Origin of the sequence: Aeromonas sp. WP2-W18-CRE-05 (assembly GCF_014168615.1) — a bacterium.
Taxonomy (GTDB): Bacteria; Pseudomonadota; Gammaproteobacteria; order Enterobacterales; family Aeromonadaceae; genus Aeromonas; species Aeromonas caviae.
Genome location: NZ_AP021917.1, coordinates 3936197 through 3956293, shown reverse-complemented (window position 1 = coordinate 3956293; position 20097 = coordinate 3936197). Strand labels below are relative to the sequence as shown.

The 20097-nt window shown below is 60.9% G+C and carries 14 protein-coding genes and 1 pseudogene; 6 read left to right on the top strand and 9 right to left on the bottom strand.

Features of this window, described 5'->3' with window-relative positions:
• Positions 1 to 101 precede the first annotated feature (101 nt).
• Positions 102 to 1643 (top strand): EAL domain-containing protein, encoded by a 1542-nt coding sequence (locus tag H7R73_RS18420; protein WP_103259608.1) that lies wholly within the window; start codon positions 102 to 104, stop codon positions 1641 to 1643.
• Positions 1644 to 1706: 63 nt separating this feature from the next.
• On the opposite strand, the gene H7R73_RS18415 is transcribed toward H7R73_RS18420, so the two are convergent.
• Positions 1707 to 2888, bottom strand: coding sequence for an aminotransferase-like domain-containing protein (locus H7R73_RS18415; RefSeq protein ID WP_103259609.1), 1182 nt, complete (start codon positions 2886 to 2888; stop codon positions 1707 to 1709).
• Between the two features lie 199 nt (positions 2889 to 3087).
• Positions 3088 to 4148 (bottom strand): annotated as a pseudogene (locus H7R73_RS18410) (M28 family metallopeptidase).
• Between the two features lie 260 nt (positions 4149 to 4408).
• Between H7R73_RS18410 and trmB the strand changes: the two are divergent.
• From trmB to H7R73_RS18390, 4 genes are all read left to right on the top strand, one after another.
• Positions 4409 to 5122: a tRNA (guanosine(46)-N7)-methyltransferase TrmB gene (trmB, locus tag H7R73_RS18405; protein WP_010675501.1), complete on the top strand. Its 714-nt coding sequence runs from the start codon at positions 4409 to 4411 to the stop codon at positions 5120 to 5122.
• Between the two features lie 26 nt (positions 5123 to 5148).
• Positions 5149 to 5481, top strand: coding sequence for a YggL family protein (locus H7R73_RS18400; RefSeq protein WP_039040181.1), 333 nt, complete (start codon positions 5149 to 5151; stop codon positions 5479 to 5481).
• Between the two features lie 96 nt (positions 5482 to 5577).
• Positions 5578 to 6498, top strand: a complete 921-nt coding sequence (glsB, locus tag H7R73_RS18395) for a glutaminase B (protein WP_010675499.1) — start codon at positions 5578 to 5580, stop codon at positions 6496 to 6498.
• Positions 6499 to 6536: 38 nt separating this feature from the next.
• A complete protein-coding gene (locus tag H7R73_RS18390; protein WP_412674083.1) occupies positions 6537 to 7820 on the top strand; it encodes a sulfurtransferase in 1284 nt (427 codons plus the stop codon).
• Positions 7821 to 7902: 82 nt separating this feature from the next.
• On the opposite strand, the gene H7R73_RS18385 is transcribed toward H7R73_RS18390, so the two are convergent.
• The 6 genes from H7R73_RS18385 to H7R73_RS18360 all read right to left on the bottom strand — a co-directional run bounded on the left by H7R73_RS18385 (position 7903) and on the right by H7R73_RS18360 (position 15347).
• Positions 7903 to 9990 carry a YjbH domain-containing protein gene (locus tag H7R73_RS18385; protein ID WP_103259612.1) on the bottom strand — a complete coding sequence of 696 codons (2088 nt, stop codon included), beginning with the start codon at positions 9988 to 9990 and terminating at the stop codon, positions 7903 to 7905.
• A complete protein-coding gene (locus tag H7R73_RS18380) occupies positions 9990 to 10739 on the bottom strand; it encodes a capsule biosynthesis GfcC family protein (RefSeq protein WP_103259613.1) in 750 nt (249 codons plus the stop codon). Before H7R73_RS18380 ends, H7R73_RS18385 begins: the two co-directional genes overlap by 1 nt.
• Entirely contained in the window at positions 10736 to 11380 is a 645-nt protein-coding gene (locus H7R73_RS18375; protein WP_158657299.1) for a YjbF family lipoprotein, read from the bottom strand. Before H7R73_RS18375 ends, H7R73_RS18380 begins: the two co-directional genes overlap by 4 nt.
• Before the next feature lie 66 nt (positions 11381 to 11446).
• Positions 11447 to 11692: a hypothetical protein gene (locus tag H7R73_RS18370; protein ID WP_158657300.1), complete on the bottom strand. Its 246-nt coding sequence runs from the start codon at positions 11690 to 11692 to the stop codon at positions 11447 to 11449.
• A gap of 107 nt (positions 11693 to 11799) precedes the next feature.
• Entirely contained in the window at positions 11800 to 12759 is a 960-nt protein-coding gene (locus H7R73_RS18365; protein ID WP_041215738.1) for a Wzz/FepE/Etk N-terminal domain-containing protein, read from the bottom strand.
• Between the two features lie 47 nt (positions 12760 to 12806).
• Positions 12807 to 15347, bottom strand: a complete 2541-nt coding sequence (locus tag H7R73_RS18360; protein WP_182951358.1) for an SLBB domain-containing protein — start codon at positions 15345 to 15347, stop codon at positions 12807 to 12809.
• Positions 15348 to 16226: 879 nt separating this feature from the next.
• Here H7R73_RS18360 and H7R73_RS18355 point away from each other — a divergent pair.
• A complete protein-coding gene (locus H7R73_RS18355) occupies positions 16227 to 16433 on the top strand; it encodes a YgdI/YgdR family lipoprotein (RefSeq protein ID WP_010675497.1) in 207 nt (68 codons plus the stop codon).
• Positions 16434 to 16488: 55 nt separating this feature from the next.
• On the opposite strand, the gene H7R73_RS18350 is transcribed toward H7R73_RS18355, so the two are convergent.
• A complete protein-coding gene (locus tag H7R73_RS18350; RefSeq protein WP_103259617.1) occupies positions 16489 to 20049 on the bottom strand; it encodes an ATP-binding cassette domain-containing protein in 3561 nt (1186 codons plus the stop codon).
• Between the last annotated feature and the right edge of the window lie 48 nt (positions 20050 to 20097).

The window sequence follows — 20097 nt, the reverse complement described above, 5'->3', positions numbered from 1 at the left end:
GGGCGCCGTGGCGCGGCGGTATCAGGGGCTCATTCCGGCTTGCCAAACGGGCGCCAGCGGGTAAACTCGAGCGCTTTTTCGCCATGTTCATGAGGGCCGTTATGCCATTTCGACGTTTGAAGGTGCGTCAATTCTATGTCCGGCTGCTCTGTGCCTTGCTGGCCGGTCTGTTGCCCATGCTCCTTGGGCTCGTCATCGTCATCTGGCAGACCGCCACCGGCGTGAAACAGGATGCGGTGGCGCGCCTGGAACATGCCAGGGTCATGTTCGACCGCACTCTGGACAATGCCCAGTTGGCGGCGTCGGCCCTCACCGGCAGCCTGGGCAGACCCTGTCTCGAGGTGGTGCAGGGGCTCAGGGATCAGGTGGCCACTGTGCCGGATGTGCGCAGCGTCAACCTGGCCAGGGGAGATCGGATCTACTGCTCTTCCCTCTATGGCCCGGTCGATGGCGGCATCAAACTGGATGACTATGTCGGGGGCAGGCTAGACCTGATGAAGGGCAACCCGGTCACCCCGAATCGCCCCCTCATCGCCTACCGGGAAGAGGTGGGCGAGTTCAGCGTGCTGGTGGGGGTCGACGGCTACTACCTGCTCAACATCCTGGACATGCTGAGCCGCAACTCCCCACTGGGGCTGGTGGTCGGCAACGAGATGCTGCTGCGAAACAGCGAGCTCACCGACAAGCTGATCCCCAAGGACCGCAGTGGCTATCTAGAACAGGTCTCGACCAGGTACCCGTTCAAGGTAGTGACCACGGTGTCGGTGGATGAGTACCGTGCCCACATCTGGGACTACTCCAAGGTGGGCGTCATTATTTATCCTCTGCTGAGCCTGCTGCTCGGGGTGGCGGTCTTCTGGCTGATGGGCCGTTCGACGTCGCCGGCCCAGGAGCTGAAACGGGCACTCTCCCAGCAGGAGTTCATCCCCTATCTGCAACCCGTGGTGAACGGGGAGGACGGCCAATGGAGCGGTTGCGAGGTGCTGATGCGCTGGCAACACCCCCGTCAGGGGATGATCTCGCCGGATCGCTTCATTCCCCTGGCAGAGGACAGTGGCCTCATCGTGCCCATGACCCGGCTGCTGATGGCGCAGGTGCGCGAACAGTTTGCGGGCAAGGCGCACCATCTGCCGCGAGGGTTCCACTTCGGCTTCAACATCAGCGCCAGCCACTGCAAGGATCTGAGCCTGGTGGAAGATTGCCGGGATTTCATCAACGCCTTCAAGGGGAATCCCATCAAGCTGGTGCTGGAGCTGACCGAGCGCGAGCTCATCGTGGCGGACGAGACGACGGACCGGCTCTTTGCCGAGCTGCATGCCCTCGGGGTCTTCATCGCCATCGACGATTTCGGCACCGGCCACTCCAGCCTGACCTACCTGCAGACCTTCCAGGTCGACTTCCTCAAGATCGATCAGAGCTTCGTCGGCATGATTGGGTCGGACGCGCTCTCCAGCCACATCGTGGAGAACGTCATCGATCTGGCGACCCGGCTCGGTCTGCAACTGGTGGCGGAAGGGGTGGAGAATCAGGTGCAGGCCGACTATCTGAAGGCCCGCGAGGTGACCTTCCTGCAGGGCTACCTGTTTGGCAGGCCCATGCCCATGCAGGAGTTTGTCAGCCAGCTGGCCGGGCAGGGGCGCTGAGGGGCAAGCGCGAGGTAAAAAAAACCAGCGACCGGGTCGCTGGTTTTTTTATGGCCGGATGGCTCAGAGCATGCGGGCCAGGGCGCGGCACAGACGCTGAACCCCCTCTTCCGTGGTCGCCTCATCCACGCAGGAGAAGCTCAGGCGCAGGGTGTTCTGGATCTCGGGGCGCACATAGAAGGGGGCGCCGGGCACGAAGGCCACCTTCTCCTTGATGGCCTCGTCGAACAGGGCCATGGCACTGACGCTGGGCGGCAGGGTCAGCCAGAGGAACATGCCCCCTTCGGGACGGGTGTAGCTGACGCCGGGCGGACAGTGGCGGGCGAGGGCGGCTTCCATGGCGGCACGCTGGCGACCATAGACCTCCTTGATCTTCTCCAGGTGAGCGTCGAGGGAGTTGTCGCTCAGGAAGCGGTGCAGCACCTGCTGGCTGAAGGCGTTGCTGTGCAGGTCGGTGGCCTGCTTGGCGATGGTGACCTTCTTGCGCAGCCAGTCCGGCACCACCATCCAGCCCAGGCGGAAGGCGGGTACCACCGTCTTGGAGAAGGAGCCGAGCAGCACGGTGTTGTGGGGGGCCAGCTTGGCGATGGGGGGCAGGTGCTCCCCTTCGAAGCGCAGCTCGCCGTAGGGGTCGTCTTCCACCATCAGCAGATCGTGGCGCACCAGGCGCTCGGCCAGGGCTTCCCGGTTGGCGCGGCTGTAGGATACACCACTCGGGTTCTGGAAGTTGGGCACGCCGTAGAGCAGCCTGGCGCTGGAGCCCTGCTCCAGCAGCGCATCCAGCGCGGCCAGATCCAGCCCCTCTTCACCCAGGGTGATGGGCTTGAAGTTCGGTTGATAGACGGAGAACGCCTGGATGGCGCCAAGGTAGCCCGGCTCTTCGATGATGAGATCCTGCCCCTCGTTCACCAGCACCTTGCCCAGCAGATCCAGCGCCTGCTGGGAGCCGCTGGTGATGAGGATGTTGTCAGGATTGACGGTCATGCCGTGGCGGCTCAGGTAGCGATCGGCGATGAACTGGCGCAGCGGGGCAAAGCCCTCGGTGGTGGCGTATTGCAGCGCGGCGGCTCCCTGCTCGCGCAGCACGTCCTGGCAGGCTTGCTCGATGGCCTTGACCGGGAACAGATGGGGGTTGGGCAGGCCGCCAGCGAAGGAGATGATCTCCGGATTGGCGGCAACTTTGAGGATTTCGCGGATAAAGGAAGGCTCGACCTTCTCGAAGCGCTGGGCAAAAAACGGCTGCATAGGGTTCTCTCTGACTAGGTGGCGGTCGCTCCATTCAACCGCCAGGTTATCCGTTTGTATCAGATTTCAGAAATGAGGCAATGGCTGTCACAAAAATCCATAAAAAAGGGCAGGTTTGGCACCTGCCCGAATTTTATCGTCCCGACCCCGGTCAGGGGCGCAAAAACCCCTGTCAGGGGGGCATCGGGCGGGGTGGGGGTCAGAGCCCCGGCGCCTTGAGGAAGCGGATCATCAGGTCGGTGTTGGCCCCGAGCTGCTGCTCGATCCGGCCCGGGAAGAGCTCGGCCATCTTGTCGAGGCGATCATGCTCCGTGTGCCAGATCTTGCCCCACTGGGTCTCGCTGTCCCGGTCGCAGGCGCTCTTGGTGGCGTCGTCGTAGCAGTCCCACAGTGCCGGATTGGTGCTCTGGGAGTAGCCGTCATAGCCATCTTCCCCGTTGATGGTGAAGTTGGTGGCCTCCACGTAGGCGATGGGCACCCCCAGGCAGGCAAAGGGGGCATGATCGGACCAGCTGCCGGTCTCCCCTTCCGGGTAGCCGCTGTAGCTGGGGTGGATGGCGAACGGGGTGGCGGTTTGCTGGGAGATGGCCAGCAGGCGATCGCGCACCTTGGGATCGAAGCTGTAGCGGCTTGGGTCGGCGCAGTTGTACTCGGCCACGTCGGAGTGGGCCGAGTGGACATAGACGATGTCGCCCCCGGCGATGGTGTCGTAGTTCACCATGGCCAGCAGCTTGGCGCGGTGTCGAGACTGGCGGCATAGGCTTTGGAGCCGTTGAGGCCGTTCTCCTCGGCGCCGAAGAAGGCGAAGCGCACCGTGTAGGGCAGGGTCTCTCCCTTGAGTGCCTCGGCAACCGCCAGCAGGGCGGCGACGCCGGCCCCGTTGTCGGTGGCGCCTTCGGATCCTTTCTTCTCGCCGGTGCTGTCATAGTGGGCACCGATGAGGATCACCTTGTCGCTCTGACCCTTGAGCTCGGCGACGATGTTCTGGGAGGTTCGGTCTGTGCCGCCCCGGGTGTAGGTGAATGGCTGGTTCTGCACCTCGTAACCCCAGCCGGCCAGGTGATCCTGGATCCAGGCGGCGGCGCGGGTTTCGGCCTCGGTGCCAGTGGGGCGAGCGCCTATCCCTTCTGCGCCAGAGCTCAGTTGCACCAGAAATTCATGGGCCTGAGCCGCGGGGGCAGGGGGTTGGGAGTCGTTGTCAGAGGGGTTGCAACCGGCCAGCAGGGCAGGCAGGACGAGGGCCAACAGGGTTTTCTTCATACTGCAATCCTTTGTTGTATATGGTTTTATTTTTCCGCGTCAGGATGAACCCGACGTCCGGCAGATTCTGTGAAGGGGGTGGCATTTGTCAACCTTGCCGGTGGAAGTGGGCAGTCCCGGGGGATTTGTTGTGGGAAACACTTGCGCCTTGTGCCTATCTTGGGATAATTCGCTCCCCTGTTTTTGCGAACTGATGCAATAACGAGCGATCCATTTATGTCGGCTCTGTTCCAGAGCGATGCAATAACGAGCAATTTACTATGTCTGTGACCCAAGATGTGTTTAACGAAGACGGCAAGTTCATGCGCAAGATCCGCAGCTTCGTCCGTCGCGAAGGCCGCCTGACCAAAGGGCAGGAGAAGGCCCTGGAAGAGCTCTGGCCGGTCATGGGCATCGATTTCGCACCAGAGCCGCTCGACATGGTGGCCCTGTTTGGCCGCGAGGCACCCGTGGTGCTGGAGATCGGGTTCGGCATGGGCGCCTCCCTGGTGGAGATGGCCAAGAACGCCCCCGAGAAGAACTTCATCGGCATCGAGGTGCACTCTCCGGGTGTGGGCGCCTGCCTGGGCACCGCCCAGGAGGCGGGCGTCACCAACCTGCGCGTCATCTGCCACGATGCGGTGGAAGTGCTGGAGCACATGATCCCGAACGGTTCTCTCTCCTGCCTGCAGCTCTTCTTCCCGGACCCCTGGCACAAGAGCCGCCACCACAAGCGTCGCATCGTGCAGCCTGCCTTTGCCCAGGATATCCGCCAGAAGCTTGCCATCGGTGGCGTCTTCCACATGGCCACCGACTGGGAGAACTACGCCGAGCACATGCTGGAGGTGATGAGCGCCGCCGAGGGGTACGAGAACACCTCCGCCACCGGCAACTGGGTGCCCCGTCCCGACTGGCGCCCCCTGACCAAATTCGAGCAGCGTGGCCATCGTCTGGGCCACGGTGTCTGGGATCTGATTTTCAAACGAGTCAACTGAGTCAACGTATCAACTAAGGAGCTATCATGGCCAACCGTAGCCGCCGTCTGCGCAAGAAACTGCGCGTCGATGAATTCCAGGAAATGGGGTTCGACATCAGTTTCAACTTCCCGGTCGGCACCGCCGAAGAGACCATTGATGCCGTGGTCGATGCGCTGATCGACGAGGTGATTGAGCCTCGCAAGCTGGCCTTCGCCGGCTCGGGTCACCTGGCCTGGGAAGGGATGATCTGCACCCAGCAGCTCGGCAAGTGCACCGACGAAGACCGTTCCGCCGTTCAGACCTGGCTGCAAGGCAAAGGGCTGGAGGCCGTGGTGGTCACCGAGCTGTTCGATCTCTGGTACGGCGAGCCGGCCTGATATCTGACTGCCTCCCGGGCAGATAGAAAATCCCGCCGCCGGCGGGATTTTTGTCGGTGGGCTGGCCCCGCCTCGTTTCACGTCATGGAATAGCCAATGGTGTTGTCATCCGAATTACTGGCCGGCATCCTGGAAGAGGTGCGTCCGCTGCTCGGGCAGGGGAAGGTGGCCGATTACATTCCCGCCCTGGCCCAGGTGCCTGCCGACCGGCTGGGGATCGCGGTCTGTACCGTTGAAGGGGAACTGTTCACCGCAGGTGACGCTTTCGAGCCCTTCTCCATCCAGAGTATCTCCAAGGCCCTGAGCCTCACGCTGGCCTTGACCCTCTATCAGGAGGAGGAGATCTGGGCCCGGGTGGGCAAGGAGCCCTCCGGTCAGCCGTTCAACTCCCTCGTCCAGCTGGAGTTCGAGCAGGGCATTCCCCGCAACCCCTTCATCAACGCCGGTGCCCTGGTGGTGAGCGATCTGCTGGAAACCCGGCTCACCGCTCCTCGCCAACGCACTCTGGAGCTGGTGCGCCGCCTGTGCGGCAACCCGGCCATCATGGCGGATCAGGTGGTGGCGCGCTCCGAGTACCAGCACTCCGCCCGCAATGCCGCCATCGCCTATCTGATGAAGGCCTATGGCAACTTCGAGAACGAGGTGGACAAGGTATTGCAGAGCTACTTCAATGCCTGCGCCATCCGCATGAGCTGCGTCGATCTGGCACGAGCCTTCGTCTATCTGGCCAACCGGGGCGTGCCCCTTGGCGAGAGCACGCCCCTGCTGCCGGCCCGTACCACCAAGCAGGTCAATGCCCTGCTCGCCACCTGCGGCCTCTATGACGAGGCGGGCGACTTCGCCTACCGGGTCGGCATGCCGGGGAAATCCGGAGTGGGGGGCGGCATCATGGCGCTGATCCCGGGAGAGCTTTCCATCTGCGTCTGGTCACCCGAGCTCAACAAGGCGGGCAACTCCCTGGCCGGGACGGCGGCGCTGGAGCTGCTGGCCGAGCGCCTGGGCCGCTCCATTTTTTAACTCTCTTCACTATGCATCGAGACGACATCATGAAACGAATGACTGGACTGTGGCGAAGCTGCCTGACCGCCTTGCTGCTCTGGTGTGCCTGGCCCGCGCTGGCCGCTGAGCTGCCCCCGCTCTCCCTGGCGGATGCCAAGGGCAAGGAGGCGGTGATCCTGGATACCCGCCCGAGCTATTTCTACCAGGGCTGGCCCATGGACGGGGAGAAGCAGGGGGGCCATGTGGCCGGTGCCGAGCTGCTCTCCGCAGAGTGGAAATACAGTGACGAGGAGTGGCCTGTGGCGCTTGCGAGCAAGGGGCTGAAGGCCGACAAACCCGTCGCCCTCTATGGCACCCCTCGCGAGGTGGCCGAGGTGGCCCGTCTGCTGCGCCAGCAGGGCATCAAGCAGCTGTTCGAGCTGCAGGGATGGAAAGAGGCGCCCCGGGAGCACCTGGCACGCTGGCAGCAGCTGGTCCATCCGCTCTGGCTGGCAGACTTGCAGGCAGGCAAGCCGGTCATCGCCGCCCCCAAGGGGGAGTGGAAGGTGTTCGAGGTGGACTGGGGATCCCCCAAGGCCTATCTGCTGAGCCACATTCCGGGAGCCGGCTACATCGATACCAACCGGCTGGAAGGGGAGCCGCTGTGGAACAAGGTCTCTGACGAGGCGCTCAAGGCGCTGCTGCTGGAGAACGGCATCCGTCATGACACCACCGTCATCCTCTATGGCCGCAACACCATGGCGGCGGCCCGTGCGGCCCATCTGATGATGTATGCGGGGGTCGAGGATGTGCGGCTGCTGGACGGCGGGCTGGAGGCCTGGTTCGTGCAGCATCTGCGCACCGAGACCGGTCTGGCCAACAAGTTTGAGCCGGCCAGGGAGTTTGGCGTGGCCATCCCCGCCCGTCCCGAGTTCTACACCACCCTTGACCAGGCCAAGGCCCTGCTCAAGCAACCGGACGGCGCCCTGGTCAGCGTGCGCACTTGGGACGAGTTCGTGGGCAATACCTCGGGCTACAGCTACATCAAGCCCAAGGGGGACATTCCTGGGGCCAGATGGGGTCATGGCGGGGTGGATGCCAACAGCATGAGCGACTTCCACAACCCGGACGGCACCATGAAGCCCGCCCGCGAGATCCTCGCCATGTGGGATGAGTGGAATATCGAGCCGACCCAGCAGGCCGCCTTCTACTGCGGCACCGGCTGGCGCGCCTCCGAGGCGTTCTTCTACGCCTGGTTGATGGACTGGAAGCGGATCAGCGTCTACGACGGCGGCTGGTTCGAGTGGAGCATGGATCCGGCCAACCCCACCGTCACCGGCGAGCGCAAGCCAGGCAACTAAGACGGCAATGCCGAGCAGCGGAAATAAAAAAGCACCTTCATGGAAGGTGCTTTTTTTGTCTGCAAGGCATGGTGAACCGGGATCAGAAGGAGGCCACGCTGGTCTGGTCGTAGAGGCCGTACTTCCTCGACAGCATCTGGCCGCCGTCCCGGGTCAGGGGGACCCAGCTGATGTTGGCGCTGTCGATGGTGGACTTGAACATCATCAGGTCGAACGGGATGGTGATGTAGAGGCCCTTGGTGAAGCTCCCTTCGCCGTACTCTTCTGCCGACACATTGGTGAAGGTGGCAAAGAAACCGGCGCTGATCCCAGAATCAAAGGTCTTGGCGAAGTTGAACGTGGCGCCATAGTCCCCCGCGAGGTAGCGACCCACCGAAATCTGGGCGGTCACCTTGTCCAGAAACGCTGGTTGCCAGTAGGTGGTGACATGGCCGGTGGCGATCTGGTAATCGGCGAGCTGGAGGGTGTTCTCCCAGTCCCGCTGCCTGACCAGGTTGAGATCGGCGCCGATGGCCCAGTTGCGGTTGAAGGGGCGATACAGGGCCTCCCCGCCAACACCGGCATACATCATCTCCAGATAGCCGCCATAGGCCTGGCCGTACCAGCCATCGGCAAACTTGTCCATGTGGGTGAGCTGCAGGTTGTTGAGCAGCACATTCGATGACGTCACATACTCCCGCACCCAGGTACGGACCCGGGGCAGGGCCTCTCCATCGGGCGGCGGCTCGGTATAATTGAACTTGTCGTAGTTGTTGACGAGGTTGACGAAGACGGTGCTGCTCACCCAGTCGTGCTCGGTCATGTGCCAGTCGGTGTTGGCATTCAACCCGAGCTGGTACATGTAGAAACTCTCGGCTCCCCCGATGGACTGGCTCAGCTTGGGCACTATCTTGAAATCCCATGAGCGGGGTTCGGCTCCATGGCGCAGTGTGCCTTCGACGGGGGCCGGTGGCTGGCGGCTGACCTCAATCTCTTGTGTCTGGCCTAGGGGGAGATCGCTGTTGGCACGACGCACGGAGTCGAGATCGACTCGGCTCTCCTGCAGGGGCATCCCCTGCTTCTGCTCGATGATGCGCAGCTCTTTCACCGTGGAAGGCAGGGCATTGACGGCCAGCAGGGTGGCTCGCTGCTCGCTTTGGGCCTGATCCCTGTATCGGGTCTGCTCTGCCTCCAGCGTCAGGGTCTCCTTATCACTGTAGAGTGAGGTCTGTTGCCAGCCCCCATTGCTGGCCAGCTGGGAAGAGAGCGTCGACCAGTCGACCTGCTCCAGGGAGTCGACCTGGCTGGCCTGATAGGCCGGAACGGGGGGATCCATGACCTTGGGCAGCGACAGGGAGGGGTCGTTGAAGTTGGTATGCCATGTCAGCCCCCACATCAGGGTATTGCCGCGCTGATAGCTGAGGTGCATGTCGAACACATCGTAAGGCTGGTAGACGATGCCCACATTGATGGGGGTGCTCTGAACGATGGCCCCCGCCGACTCGTGACTGTAGTCGTTGCCCTCGTATTCGAGCTTGAGCCTGAGGGGCTGCCAGGGGGTCTGGTACTCTATCCCTCCATAGAGGGCCGCCGGGCCATGGAACAGGCTGCCGAATTCAAACTTGCCGCCGCTGCCCGAGAAGCCGTCATCACGCTGACACCAGCCTTCACGGACTTCACAGAAGGGGTTCTTGATGTTGCCGCTCTGACCCATGTTTCCCCACGCCATTCCCAGGGTGAAATCAAGGTTCTTGTAGCGTTTGCTGGCGACGATGTATTCGCTGTCAAAGAGCCCGGTCCCCATCACATCGCGCAGGCCCACAGAGACCTGTGGGCGCCAGGTGGATTCGGTCCAGAGTCGGGCTTTGACATCCAGCCCCTTGTCCTTGTAGGTCTGGTCGCCACTGAAATTCTCGTCATTGCTGTAGAGCCGGGTGCGAATGTCGGTGTATCTCAGGGTGGCTTCCAGCCAGGAGAATGGCTGCATGGAGATGGACCAGCGCCGGTATTCCTGGTCATCCATGTAGTTGAATGAAAACTCGCCTTCCGGAGCCATGCGTGCCGTCGGCATCTGGAGCAGGCCCACGCCACCAAAATCACTCTGGGTGGGGAGGAGAGGCGAGAAGCTGTCCGTGTTGGCAAACGCGAAGGGGGAGGCAAGCAGCGAGAGAGTGGCGATTCTGGTCAGCATTACTCGGGTATCCGATTAGCAATCATGTCGGCAATACGGAGATTGATGTTCTTGAACTGGGCAGGCAACTGCGCCGGATCGAAACCGGCAAACAGGGTTGCACCCGGCATGGGCTCGATATGGTATTCGTTCCACACCGCGACGGGGGACAACTGTACGCGGCCATCCGGCTGGATGAGATAGACCTCGCCAGGGTTGGCGCCGGGTAGCAGACTGTGGCCCTGCCAATATTCAGCCAGCCCCTTGGCGGGTTCATGGGGCATGGACCTGCGACTGTTGATCAATCCCAGCAGGTAGAGGCTGGATGGCCTGCGAGAGAGATAGAGAGAATAGTCGCCAGACAGACGAGGGTTGTTTGCAGGCTCCACTCTGCTGAGATCCGGATCCAGCTTGATGTCAATCCGGCCGGCCACATCGAGCTGATCCAGCTCGCGCAGCAGTTGCTGGGTGGCCTGAACCAGACCTCCCTGATGCGCTCTCATCCATAGAACCTGGAGGGCTTTCAGATCGCTGAGCAGTTGTTCTTTGGCTTGCTGTGCAGACTCATCTTGGGCGGGGGAGGAGATGATGGCGGCAGGCCAGTAGACGTCGCCGGGCAAGCCGGGCGCATTCAATAGTTGTTCCAGACGCTGGCTATCGGAGAGGGAAATGGTGGTCTTGCTGGCATGGCCGACCATCACCCGGGTGATGCTGTCGGCATGAAGCCATGGGGCATAGCCAATCAGAAGCGAGAGTATGATTTTTTTCATGGTGCATAGGGCTTGGTGAAGACCATCTCGATGGTGCTGTTGTCAGGGCCGATGTGCTGAATGGTTTTTCTGACCAAGCCCGTCTTTTTGTCCAGCCAGTAATAATTCTGCCACGTCAGGTCATCCTTCACCGACTGGACCGTCTCTTCGTAGAGGGAGGTCGTCAGCACGGCGCCATTGATATCCAGATTTTCATCGGCCAGCTGTTTGAAGGTGGCGTGGAGGTTTCTTCCGCTGTGGCGAAGTTGCGCCCATTCGGCCAGATAACTGAATTGGGCATCGCCTGGAATGACGGCCTGACTCAAGGGATCCGCCATGGTGGCGGCGAAATAGCGAAGATCATTATCCAGCTTGAGCGTCTTGGTAATTCGACCATGCTCGGTCACTATCAAGCCTCTGTCGCTGCTGACCCAGGAGAGGCGATCCCCCTCGGCAAAGGCGAGCACGAGCAATACAGGTGGTCTGTCATCAACGGTGAGCAATGCACTGGCATAGGGCAGCTTTTCGATGGCTTCCGGGGAAATGGTTATCTCATCATCCGCAGTGAAGATATATTTGAGCTGTTGATAGCTATCAACGTTGCTGTCTGCACAGCCAAACAACAACATTGATAGCAATAAAAGAATGCGCTTGATTAGCATGAAAGCATCACTGAATAAATAGAAAAACAATAAAGACTGCCCTGAGGCAGTCTTTATTTCATTATATCAACGAGCTGTGCTGGTGACAGTCGAGGGGTTGTCGTCGTTGTTGTTGCTGGCAACGGCAACGGCAACACCGATGGCAGCAGCAGCGGCTACGCCAACGGCGATGGCACCAGCGGTGATGCCACCGACAGCAGCAGCGCTAGCAGCACCGGCACCGGCAGCGGCGCCACCAGTGCTGGCGCCTGCGCCAGCAGCGACTTCTTCAGCAGCCATGGTCGGGCTGGACAGGGCCAGCAGTGCAGTCATAATCAAAACACTCTTCTTCATATATTTCCCTTATAAAATCAGAATAGTCGACGATCGTTCTACTCTATTGTGATGGCAAGCCATCGTTTTTGATCAATTTGCATCCATTATTTTTTATCATGACGGAATGCAAATCGAACCAAAATTATCATCACCCCCAACATGCCGCCCAAGAGGGCACCCAATACGACGATGAGTGCCCGTTTCGGCTTTATTTTCTCTTCGGCGATAACGGCAGGGTCAAGCACTTTAAAGACATATTCCTGATTGACTTCGGCGAGCATCAAGGTTTTGGTCTGCTCTTCTATCAATTGATAAAAGACTTTCTGCATATCGGCAACGGAAGTCTTGGAGAGTTGTTCGGTCAAATAGGCGATATTGCGTTTTGACTCCTCCTGATCCCGCTGTTTCATGGTGCTGTTGAGATCGTCGATCAACCAGTCCACCCACTGTTTTGCCAGTTGCGGGGAGTAGAAGTCGACGCTGACGGTCAGCAGCCCTGTCTTGGGGTCGCTGTTGAGATTGACCAGGCTCCTGAACGCCTTGATGAGCTCCCAGTCAGTGGGCTCTGGAGACCTGCCGGGCGGCATCTCGCGGACCCACTGATGGGACTGGGTGTCATAGACCTCGGGGTCGATGAGCAGCTCCCCCGTGGTTTTATCCATGCCGGTGGCGGCGATCAGGGGGACGGCCAGTTGATGGCGACGAATGAACTCCCCGAGAAACAGCCGCGACTTGCCCACCTCGATGGCGATGGAAGCCTTGTCTCCTCCTTTATTGCCCAGATCGACCCCGGCCAGACTGGCCAGCCCGCCGAAGCGGGAGGCCAGCGCGGAGAGTCCTCCCCCCTGTTGTTCAAGGGAGGGGGTCAGGAGCGCTTCTGCACGATAGATGTTGGGACTCCACAGTGCGAAGGCAACGGCGAGACAGGTAGCGATCAATGTGGTGGCAAAGAGCCACCACTTGCCTTGCCACAGGGCAATAGCCAGCTCTCGCAGGTCGATTTCATCGCTTGCCGGAGCAAGATCCCTTGGCAAGGGAATGACGTTCGCTTTTTGTGCTTCCATGATGATTTGATGAGTCCTATGGAATATGACTGGACGCGTCCAGCGCGTTACTTGATGGCGGACCAGGCGACGCCCAACTGATACATGATCTGGGTCGCCGAAGACATGATGCTCAGGTTGTCCAGATAGTCGGAATCCACCGGCACTATGATGGTGTCCCCCGGCTCCAGGCTCTTGCGTCCGCCAAACCAGCTGTCATTGGGCAGCATCACGCTGCCATTGGCCTTGATGACATAGACGCGATCGGTATCGGCTTGTTTCTTGGTACCACCGGCCAGGCTGATGTACTCGTTGATGCTGGTCTCCTCTTTGTAGATATGGGAAGAGGGGAACTGCACCATGCCCGCGATGGAGACCACGTTCTGCATGGTCGGGATATAGAGTTTGTCGCCATCCTCAAGCAGGACGTCTGACTGCTTCTCTCCGGCCAGCAGGGCTGGCATGTCGATGGTCATGCGTCCTATGGCCTTGCTGTTTTCCAGCTGGTTGACCACCGACATGGCTTCGGCAGGGGAGCTGCTGTAGTTGGCAATGGTGCTCTGTCTGCGCAAGGTCATGGTCGAGATCTCCTGGCGAAGTTCATCGCGCAGCATCACCAGCCGCTCTTCCTCCTGCTTGCGCAGGGCCTTGCGGGCGAAGATGGCCCCGTTGGGGTTGGCGTAGGTCGTGATGCCACCCACGCGCTCGATCAGATCGTGCAGGCTCTCTCCCCTGCGCACGGTGTAAGTGCCCGGGAATTTCACTTCACCGAAGACCTGGACGGTCGCCTCTTCCCGCCATTGGGGATGGGGCAGGACGTTGATGTTGTCCTTGGATTGCAGCAGCGGTGAACCGTAAGGGCTGTTGGCGGTATCCAGCGAGAATCGTTCGTTCTGTACCAGGATGCTGTCGCCCCGCTCATTGACGCGGGAGAGTTCGACCACGTTGGCCTGCTCGTTGAATCCGCCGGCGGCCAGGATGGCATCGGACATGCGGCTGTTGTCGGTCAGCGGGTAGAGGCCCGGGTATTTCACTTCGCCACGCACTTCCATGATCTTCACCGGCTGACCCAGGGTAGACTGTGCCTTCAGGCGCTCGATGACAGGCGCCAGAAGGGCTTGCCGTGAATCGGCGACCACTGCGTCCGTGGCGGTCTTGTCGGACAGGGAGGAGAGCTTGATCTGAGAGTCATTGTTGAGCTCGTCACTCTTGACATCGGCGCCGGTGGAAACATCGGTCCGCATCATGGCGGCGTTGTCCATCTCCCTCGTCTTGGTCTTGAGATCCTTCACTCTGGTCGAGGTTGCGGCAGTCTCTCTGAGCCGGTCAGTGGCATCGTTGCGGAACACCAGTACCTGGTCCCTGGCCTGGAGTACCACGTCGTCCTTGCTGCCCGGCTGTTGCAGCGCCTTGCCCAAGTTGAACTGGATCACGCTGATATTGCGTTGGGAGTCCACTTCCCGGACGACCAGGGCATAGCTCAGATCGGTCGCGGAGATGAGATCCCGCTGAACGCTCTTGAGCAGGTTGCTGATGCGGGTGCCCGGGGTGTAGCTGTAGACGCCATCACGTACTACGGCCCCTTTGACGACGATGGCCTGACTGTACTCGGTGCTGCTCGGTTTGACCGAAATCTTGTCGCCGTCCCGGATGCTGAACTGACGGTCATGGCCATTGGCCAGCGTCAGGTTGAAGACTTTCAGACCGGTGTCCGTATGGCGTTCTACCGAGACTTCCTGCAAGGCTGACGCCTTTACGCCACCGGCCAGGGCGAGCACGTCCGCCAGGGGCGCCGAATTTCTCAATTCGTAGATGGCGGGGCGCTTGACCAGTCCGCTGATGGACACTTCACTGCCTTTGGCCGGGACGAAGACGGTATCCCCCGCCTGCAAGCGAATATCCTGGCTGGTATCCCCCCAGACCAGCATCTTGTACAGATCCACATCGATGACTTTCTGTCCGGCCCGCTTGACCTGGATCTTGCGCAGGGAGCCGACGGTGTCGATGCCGCCAGCCGCCTGCAAGACCTGGGTGACGGTCGCCATGCCGCTGACATTGTAGGCACCGGGGCGATAGGCATCCCCCATCACAAAGACCTGCATGGCGCGCATGGAACCAAAGCTGATGAAGGAATTGACGCCTATCATCTGCTCCTTGATCCGGGTTTCAAGGTCGCTTCTGAATTGCTGGAAGGTCAACCCACTGGCGGAGATGGGACCGAGACTGGGGAAATCGATGAAGCCTTCGCGACCGACACTCAGGTCATAGACCGCGTTTTCCTTGCCATACAGCTGTACATGGATTTCATCCCCCGGGCCAATGACATAATCATCAGCAACGGGCATGTCGGTCACGGGGGCATCCAGAATGGGTTCCCCGGCGAACACATTGTAACCGAATGGTTGGAGCTCCCCTGGCTGGGCTACCCCTGCGATCAGCGGGCGCTGGGATACCTGGCTGTAGTCGACCTCCCGTGGCGCCGCTACCGGCGTTGACGGGGTGACAGGGGTCATGGCGCTGGCATTCTGGAACTGGTCGACAGAAATACCGTATTGCTTGGCCAGAGCCTGCTGCTGATCAGCGGGGAGGCGCTTGAATTGTTCCATCATCTGCGGGCTGATTTGCGGCGCAGCGAATGCATTTAAACTAATCGCAGCTAATATCCATGGCGCTGTTATAAATTTCATTTTAGGTAAAGCCTTGCAATGTGTTTGTTCAGATTGCTGAAGATGGTGGGTAATAAATAGGGTGTTTACTCGGCGATTGAGTAAATTAGACTTTCTTTATATATCCGTGAAAAATAACAAGCCCCGTATATTAGAACATGCTTGTGTGACGTTTTTATATGCAAGGCACCCAGGTATATGGAAGGTCCGGGTATGCTCAGTGTTGTCAGCATGAGGAGCAAACCACCCGCAGGGGCAGGGATGGCATGACTGGTACTTGGCGTTAGCGTGTTGCCCCGTGCACGGTAATTATTGTGTCTTCGCTCATTATGATGCGTGTCACAACGTCCATGCTGGTCGGGAGTAAAAAGACATGGCTACCGCATCCGAAGGGCAAATCGGCATGGGATGTGTATTTTTTGTTATTTTTCCAGGCTGACTGACAGTGTGCGTCGCACCCGATGGTCAAAGCGTCAAATTATTGATTGTATTGGCAATGACAATGACATTTGTTTTCCGCGCGGAAATCTATCAAAAGTGTATTTTTTGCAACATATATCAGACAATTCCTACGGCTGATATCGGATTATTCCTTTGTTTGATCAGAAGGCACATTAAATAGCCGGGTATGAGACCACATGTTGATAACTCAGTATGCCGGATGTTATGGCTTTGTTTCTGGCGCCTGACTAGGGTGTCGTATGAGGCTTGCCTGGCAGGGTTGACTTTTTGCTCTAATTTTATGGCTGCTGCAGTCAGAAACCCATACTGAGCTAGGCTTCACCTATCACCGCCAGGGTGAGCGTGAAGAAGGGGAGAGTGATGAAAGCTGTGATGATGCTGATTTGTCTGTTGGGATTGGCGGGGTGTAGCTCCCAATACATCATGAGCACCAAGGATGGCAAGATGATTGCCACCGACAGCAAACCCAGGTTGGACGAGACCACAGGCATGTATCGCTATTACGATGAAGAGGGGAGGGAAGTGCATATCAACAAGGACGACATCACCCAGATCATGGAGCGTTGAGGCTCTCCTCAAGCAACAAGGGCTGCCCGGGGGCAGCCCTTGTTATTTTTGGTGCTCATGCCGTCTGGGGCACCTGACGGTTGACCTGGCCGGCAAACAGCTGGTGGAAGCGGGAGTGGGAGTTGGCCAGCAGGCTCACCGGCGAACCCTGCTCCACCACGGTGCCGGCCTCCATCACCACCACCTTGTCTACCGACAAGAGCGGCTCCAGATGGTGGGCGATCACCAGATAGCTGGCCTCCGGCCGGTAGCGGTAGAGCAGCTCCGCCATCTTGCGCATGCCGCCGTGATCGAGGTCCGAGGTGGCCTCGTCCAGCACGATGAGCGGTCGGCGCGACAGCAGGATGCGGGCGATCACCAGCAACTGGGTCTCGCCAGCGGAGAGTTGCAGCCTGTCGAGATCCTCGTCCAGCCGCCCGGCGCAGCGCTCGGCCAGTCCCACCCGGGCAAGCGCCTGCTCAAGCATGGCGTCCTCATGCTCGGTCAGAGGCGCCAGATTGGCCCGCAAGGAGCCAAAGAAGGTGAGCGGGATCTGGGAGACGGTGTCGTAGAGATCGCGCACCGCCTCCGGTGCAAGTCGTGATAGTGGCTGATTGCCGTAGAAGATCTCCCCCTGGGAGGCGGGATACATGGCCTGCAATACCCCCAGCAGGGAGCTTTTGCCTGCCCCGGTACGCCCGCACACACCCACCTTTTCACCTGGGGCCAGCTCGAAGTTCACCCTGTGCAGTGCCCACTGGCTGGTCTGGGGGTAGCGCAGCCCCAGGTTGTCGAAGCGCACTGCGGGGTGAGGGGTGGCGAGTGCCTCTCCCTCCTGGCGCTCGCTCTCTATGTCGCTGTATTCGCGCACCCGCTCTACCGCGTTCATCACCTGTTCCACTTCGGCAAAGGTGCGGATGAGGGAGTTGAGCATGGCGGAAGCGGTAAAGGCATAGGTGATGGCAACAGCCCCCAGCAGCGGGCTGTTGCCAAAGGCCACCATGAGTGCCACGGCACCCACCAGGGCGGCGGAGAGCAGGGTCTGGTGCATGCCGAGCCAGCGGTTGATGGAGGTGGTGGTGTACCAGCTGCGCAGGTTGTTGTCATAGTGGTGCAGCACCTGGTCCAGCGCGAAACGCTCGGCCCCTGCCAGGCGCAGGGCGGGGGCGCCGCGGATGGTCTCGCTGATGCTGATGTAGAGCGGGGAGCGCAGCACCGAGGACTGGCGCCGCAGCTTTAGTTGCACCGCCCGGTAGCGGCGCTGCAACACATAGAGCGCCCATCCCACCAGGGGGGCGATGAGCAGCAGCAGGGGAATATTGATGCCGATCACCACCACCTGCAAGGCCACGGACACCAGCATGCCGAACAGTCCCACCAGCATGGAGAGCAGCATCTCCTGCGCCTCCCCCAGATCCCGGTCGAAGCGGTTGAGGATGCGCCCCTGGGGCACCTTGTCGAAGAAGGCCATGGGGGCGCGGCTGATGCGCCCCAGCATGCCGTCAAACAGGGTCCAGGCCAGCTTGAGGCCGAGTTTGTAGTTGATGACTCGCACCGCCATGATGCAGGCGAGGGAGCCCGCCCCCAGCAGCACATAGATGCCGAGCAGGGTCGTGACGTCGCTCACCTCGGCCTTGCCGCCGAGCCAGAGATCCGAGGCGATGCGCAGCCCTTCCTGGCCCAGGGTGAGCAGCAGGACGAGCAGGATGGCACCGGGGGCGGCGAGGCGCTGCCACATGAAGCCAAACAGTCCCCAGTCCACCTTGCCCTCCACCACTTTCTCCTCGCTGAACTGCTCCGCCTCCTGAGGGGGCACCGGCGGGGCGGGCTGGGGATGCTGGACAAGATCCGCCAACTGGTGGGCATCGAGCTCCACCAGGCGCCCCTGCTCGATGCGGATCACCCGATCGCACCTGGCCAGCACATCCGGGTCGTGGCTCACCAGGAGCCGGGTCGGCCCCGGCTTGAAGACGAGCCCCTGCTCCAGTACCTGGGCCGCGACCATGGGGTCGAGCGCAGACAAGGGGTTGTCCAGCAGCAGGATATCGGCCCGGGCGTAGAGGGCGCGAGCCAGGGCGACCCGCTGCTGCTGGCCGCCGGAGAGGCGGGTGCCGAGCTCGCCCACCAGGGTTTGATCCCCGTGGCTGAGCAGCGCGAGATCGGCCGTGAGGGCGCAGGCGCCGAGCACCCAACGATAGCGCTCGGCGTGCCAGGGCTGGCCGAACAGGATGTTGTTGCGGATGGTGTCGTTCATCAGCCAGGGTTTATGGCCCAGATGGGCAACCCGGCCGTGGCGACGGATGCTGCCGGCAAACTCGCTGTCAAAGCCGGCAACCAGATGCAGCAGGCAGCTCTTGCCCGCCCCGGTGGCCCCGGTGATCCCCACGAGCTCCCCCGGTGCGATGGCGAGGTTGGCTCCCTCGAGCACCGGTTTTTGCTGGTGCAGGGCACTGACGCCTTCCAGGTGGAGGGCCCCCGCCGGCAGGGCGGGATCATCGAGTTCCCGATGCTGCTCCGGGCTGTTCAGGAACTCGCACAGCCGGTTGAAGCCGGTGTTGAAGTTGATCAGGGTGCGGATGAGGTAGGGCAGTCGCATCATGGGGATGCGCAGCACGGTAAACAGGGCGATGGTGGTGAACACCTGGGGCAGGGTGAGGGTGTTGCCCGACGCCAGGTAGGTGGTGAAGGTGGCCAGGGTCACCAGCAGGGGAGTGCTCAGCATCAGCCCTTCGTTGATGGCATCGAGCCTGAGCACCCGGCCCAGCACCCCCAATTCCTGCTGGCGCTTGGTGTTGGCCGCCCGGGTGAAGAAGGGGCCAAGCCCGTTCTGGCGCACCAGCCGCAGCTTCTTGATGTATTCCGCCAGGATGCCGTTGCGCTCGTCCTGTTGACGCTTGAGCTGCTGCTCCTGCTGGTTCATTCGCCGTACCACCCGGGTGGAAATGAGCAGCAGCAGGGCCAGCACCGCGAAGCCCACCAGACCGGCACTGCCCACCTGCCACACCAGCAGGGCGATGGTGCCGATGAGTTGCAGCGCCATGGTGACCGGCATGGCGGGGTCCGCAAGAATCCAAGTGATGTCCCACACGTCCCGGTTGATGAGGTTCTGAACCCGGCCGCCGGCCCTGTCGTCGAAGCTCTTGCCACCCTGCTTCATCACCTTGGCGAGCAGGGATTCGGCCAGCAGACGGCGGATGGGCACGTGCATCTTGAGGGCCAGTTGCAGGGAGTGCTCCGCCAGCATGCCGGCGGCGAGCACGGAGGCGAACAGGGCCAGGGCCAGCAGCAGCTTGTGGCCGGTGGTGGCATCGGTGCCGAGCTGGGTCATGCTGTGGTTGAGCAGCCAGGGGCTGGTCAGGGTGGCGAGCATGCCGAGCAGTTGCAGCAGGGTGAGCAGGCCAATTCGTCCCTTGTAATGGCGCCAGATAAAGGCGGTCAGGGGCCAGGGGCGCACCGGCTGGCGGGCGGTGAGCGCGAGGAAGGCGTCGGCGCGGCCGTCGCGCCTGTCTTCCGGCAGCAGGGGATAGAGATCGTCGAGACTGACCTGGGGCTGGGTGAGCCCCTTGTGCAGCAGCGGGCCGGTCCAGCGATAGAAGAGGCGACTCAGCCAGCCGGCCGAGATTTCCGGATGATCCAATGGGTGTCCTTGTTGTTTTGTGTTGCTTCCATGGGCGGGGCGGCTCAT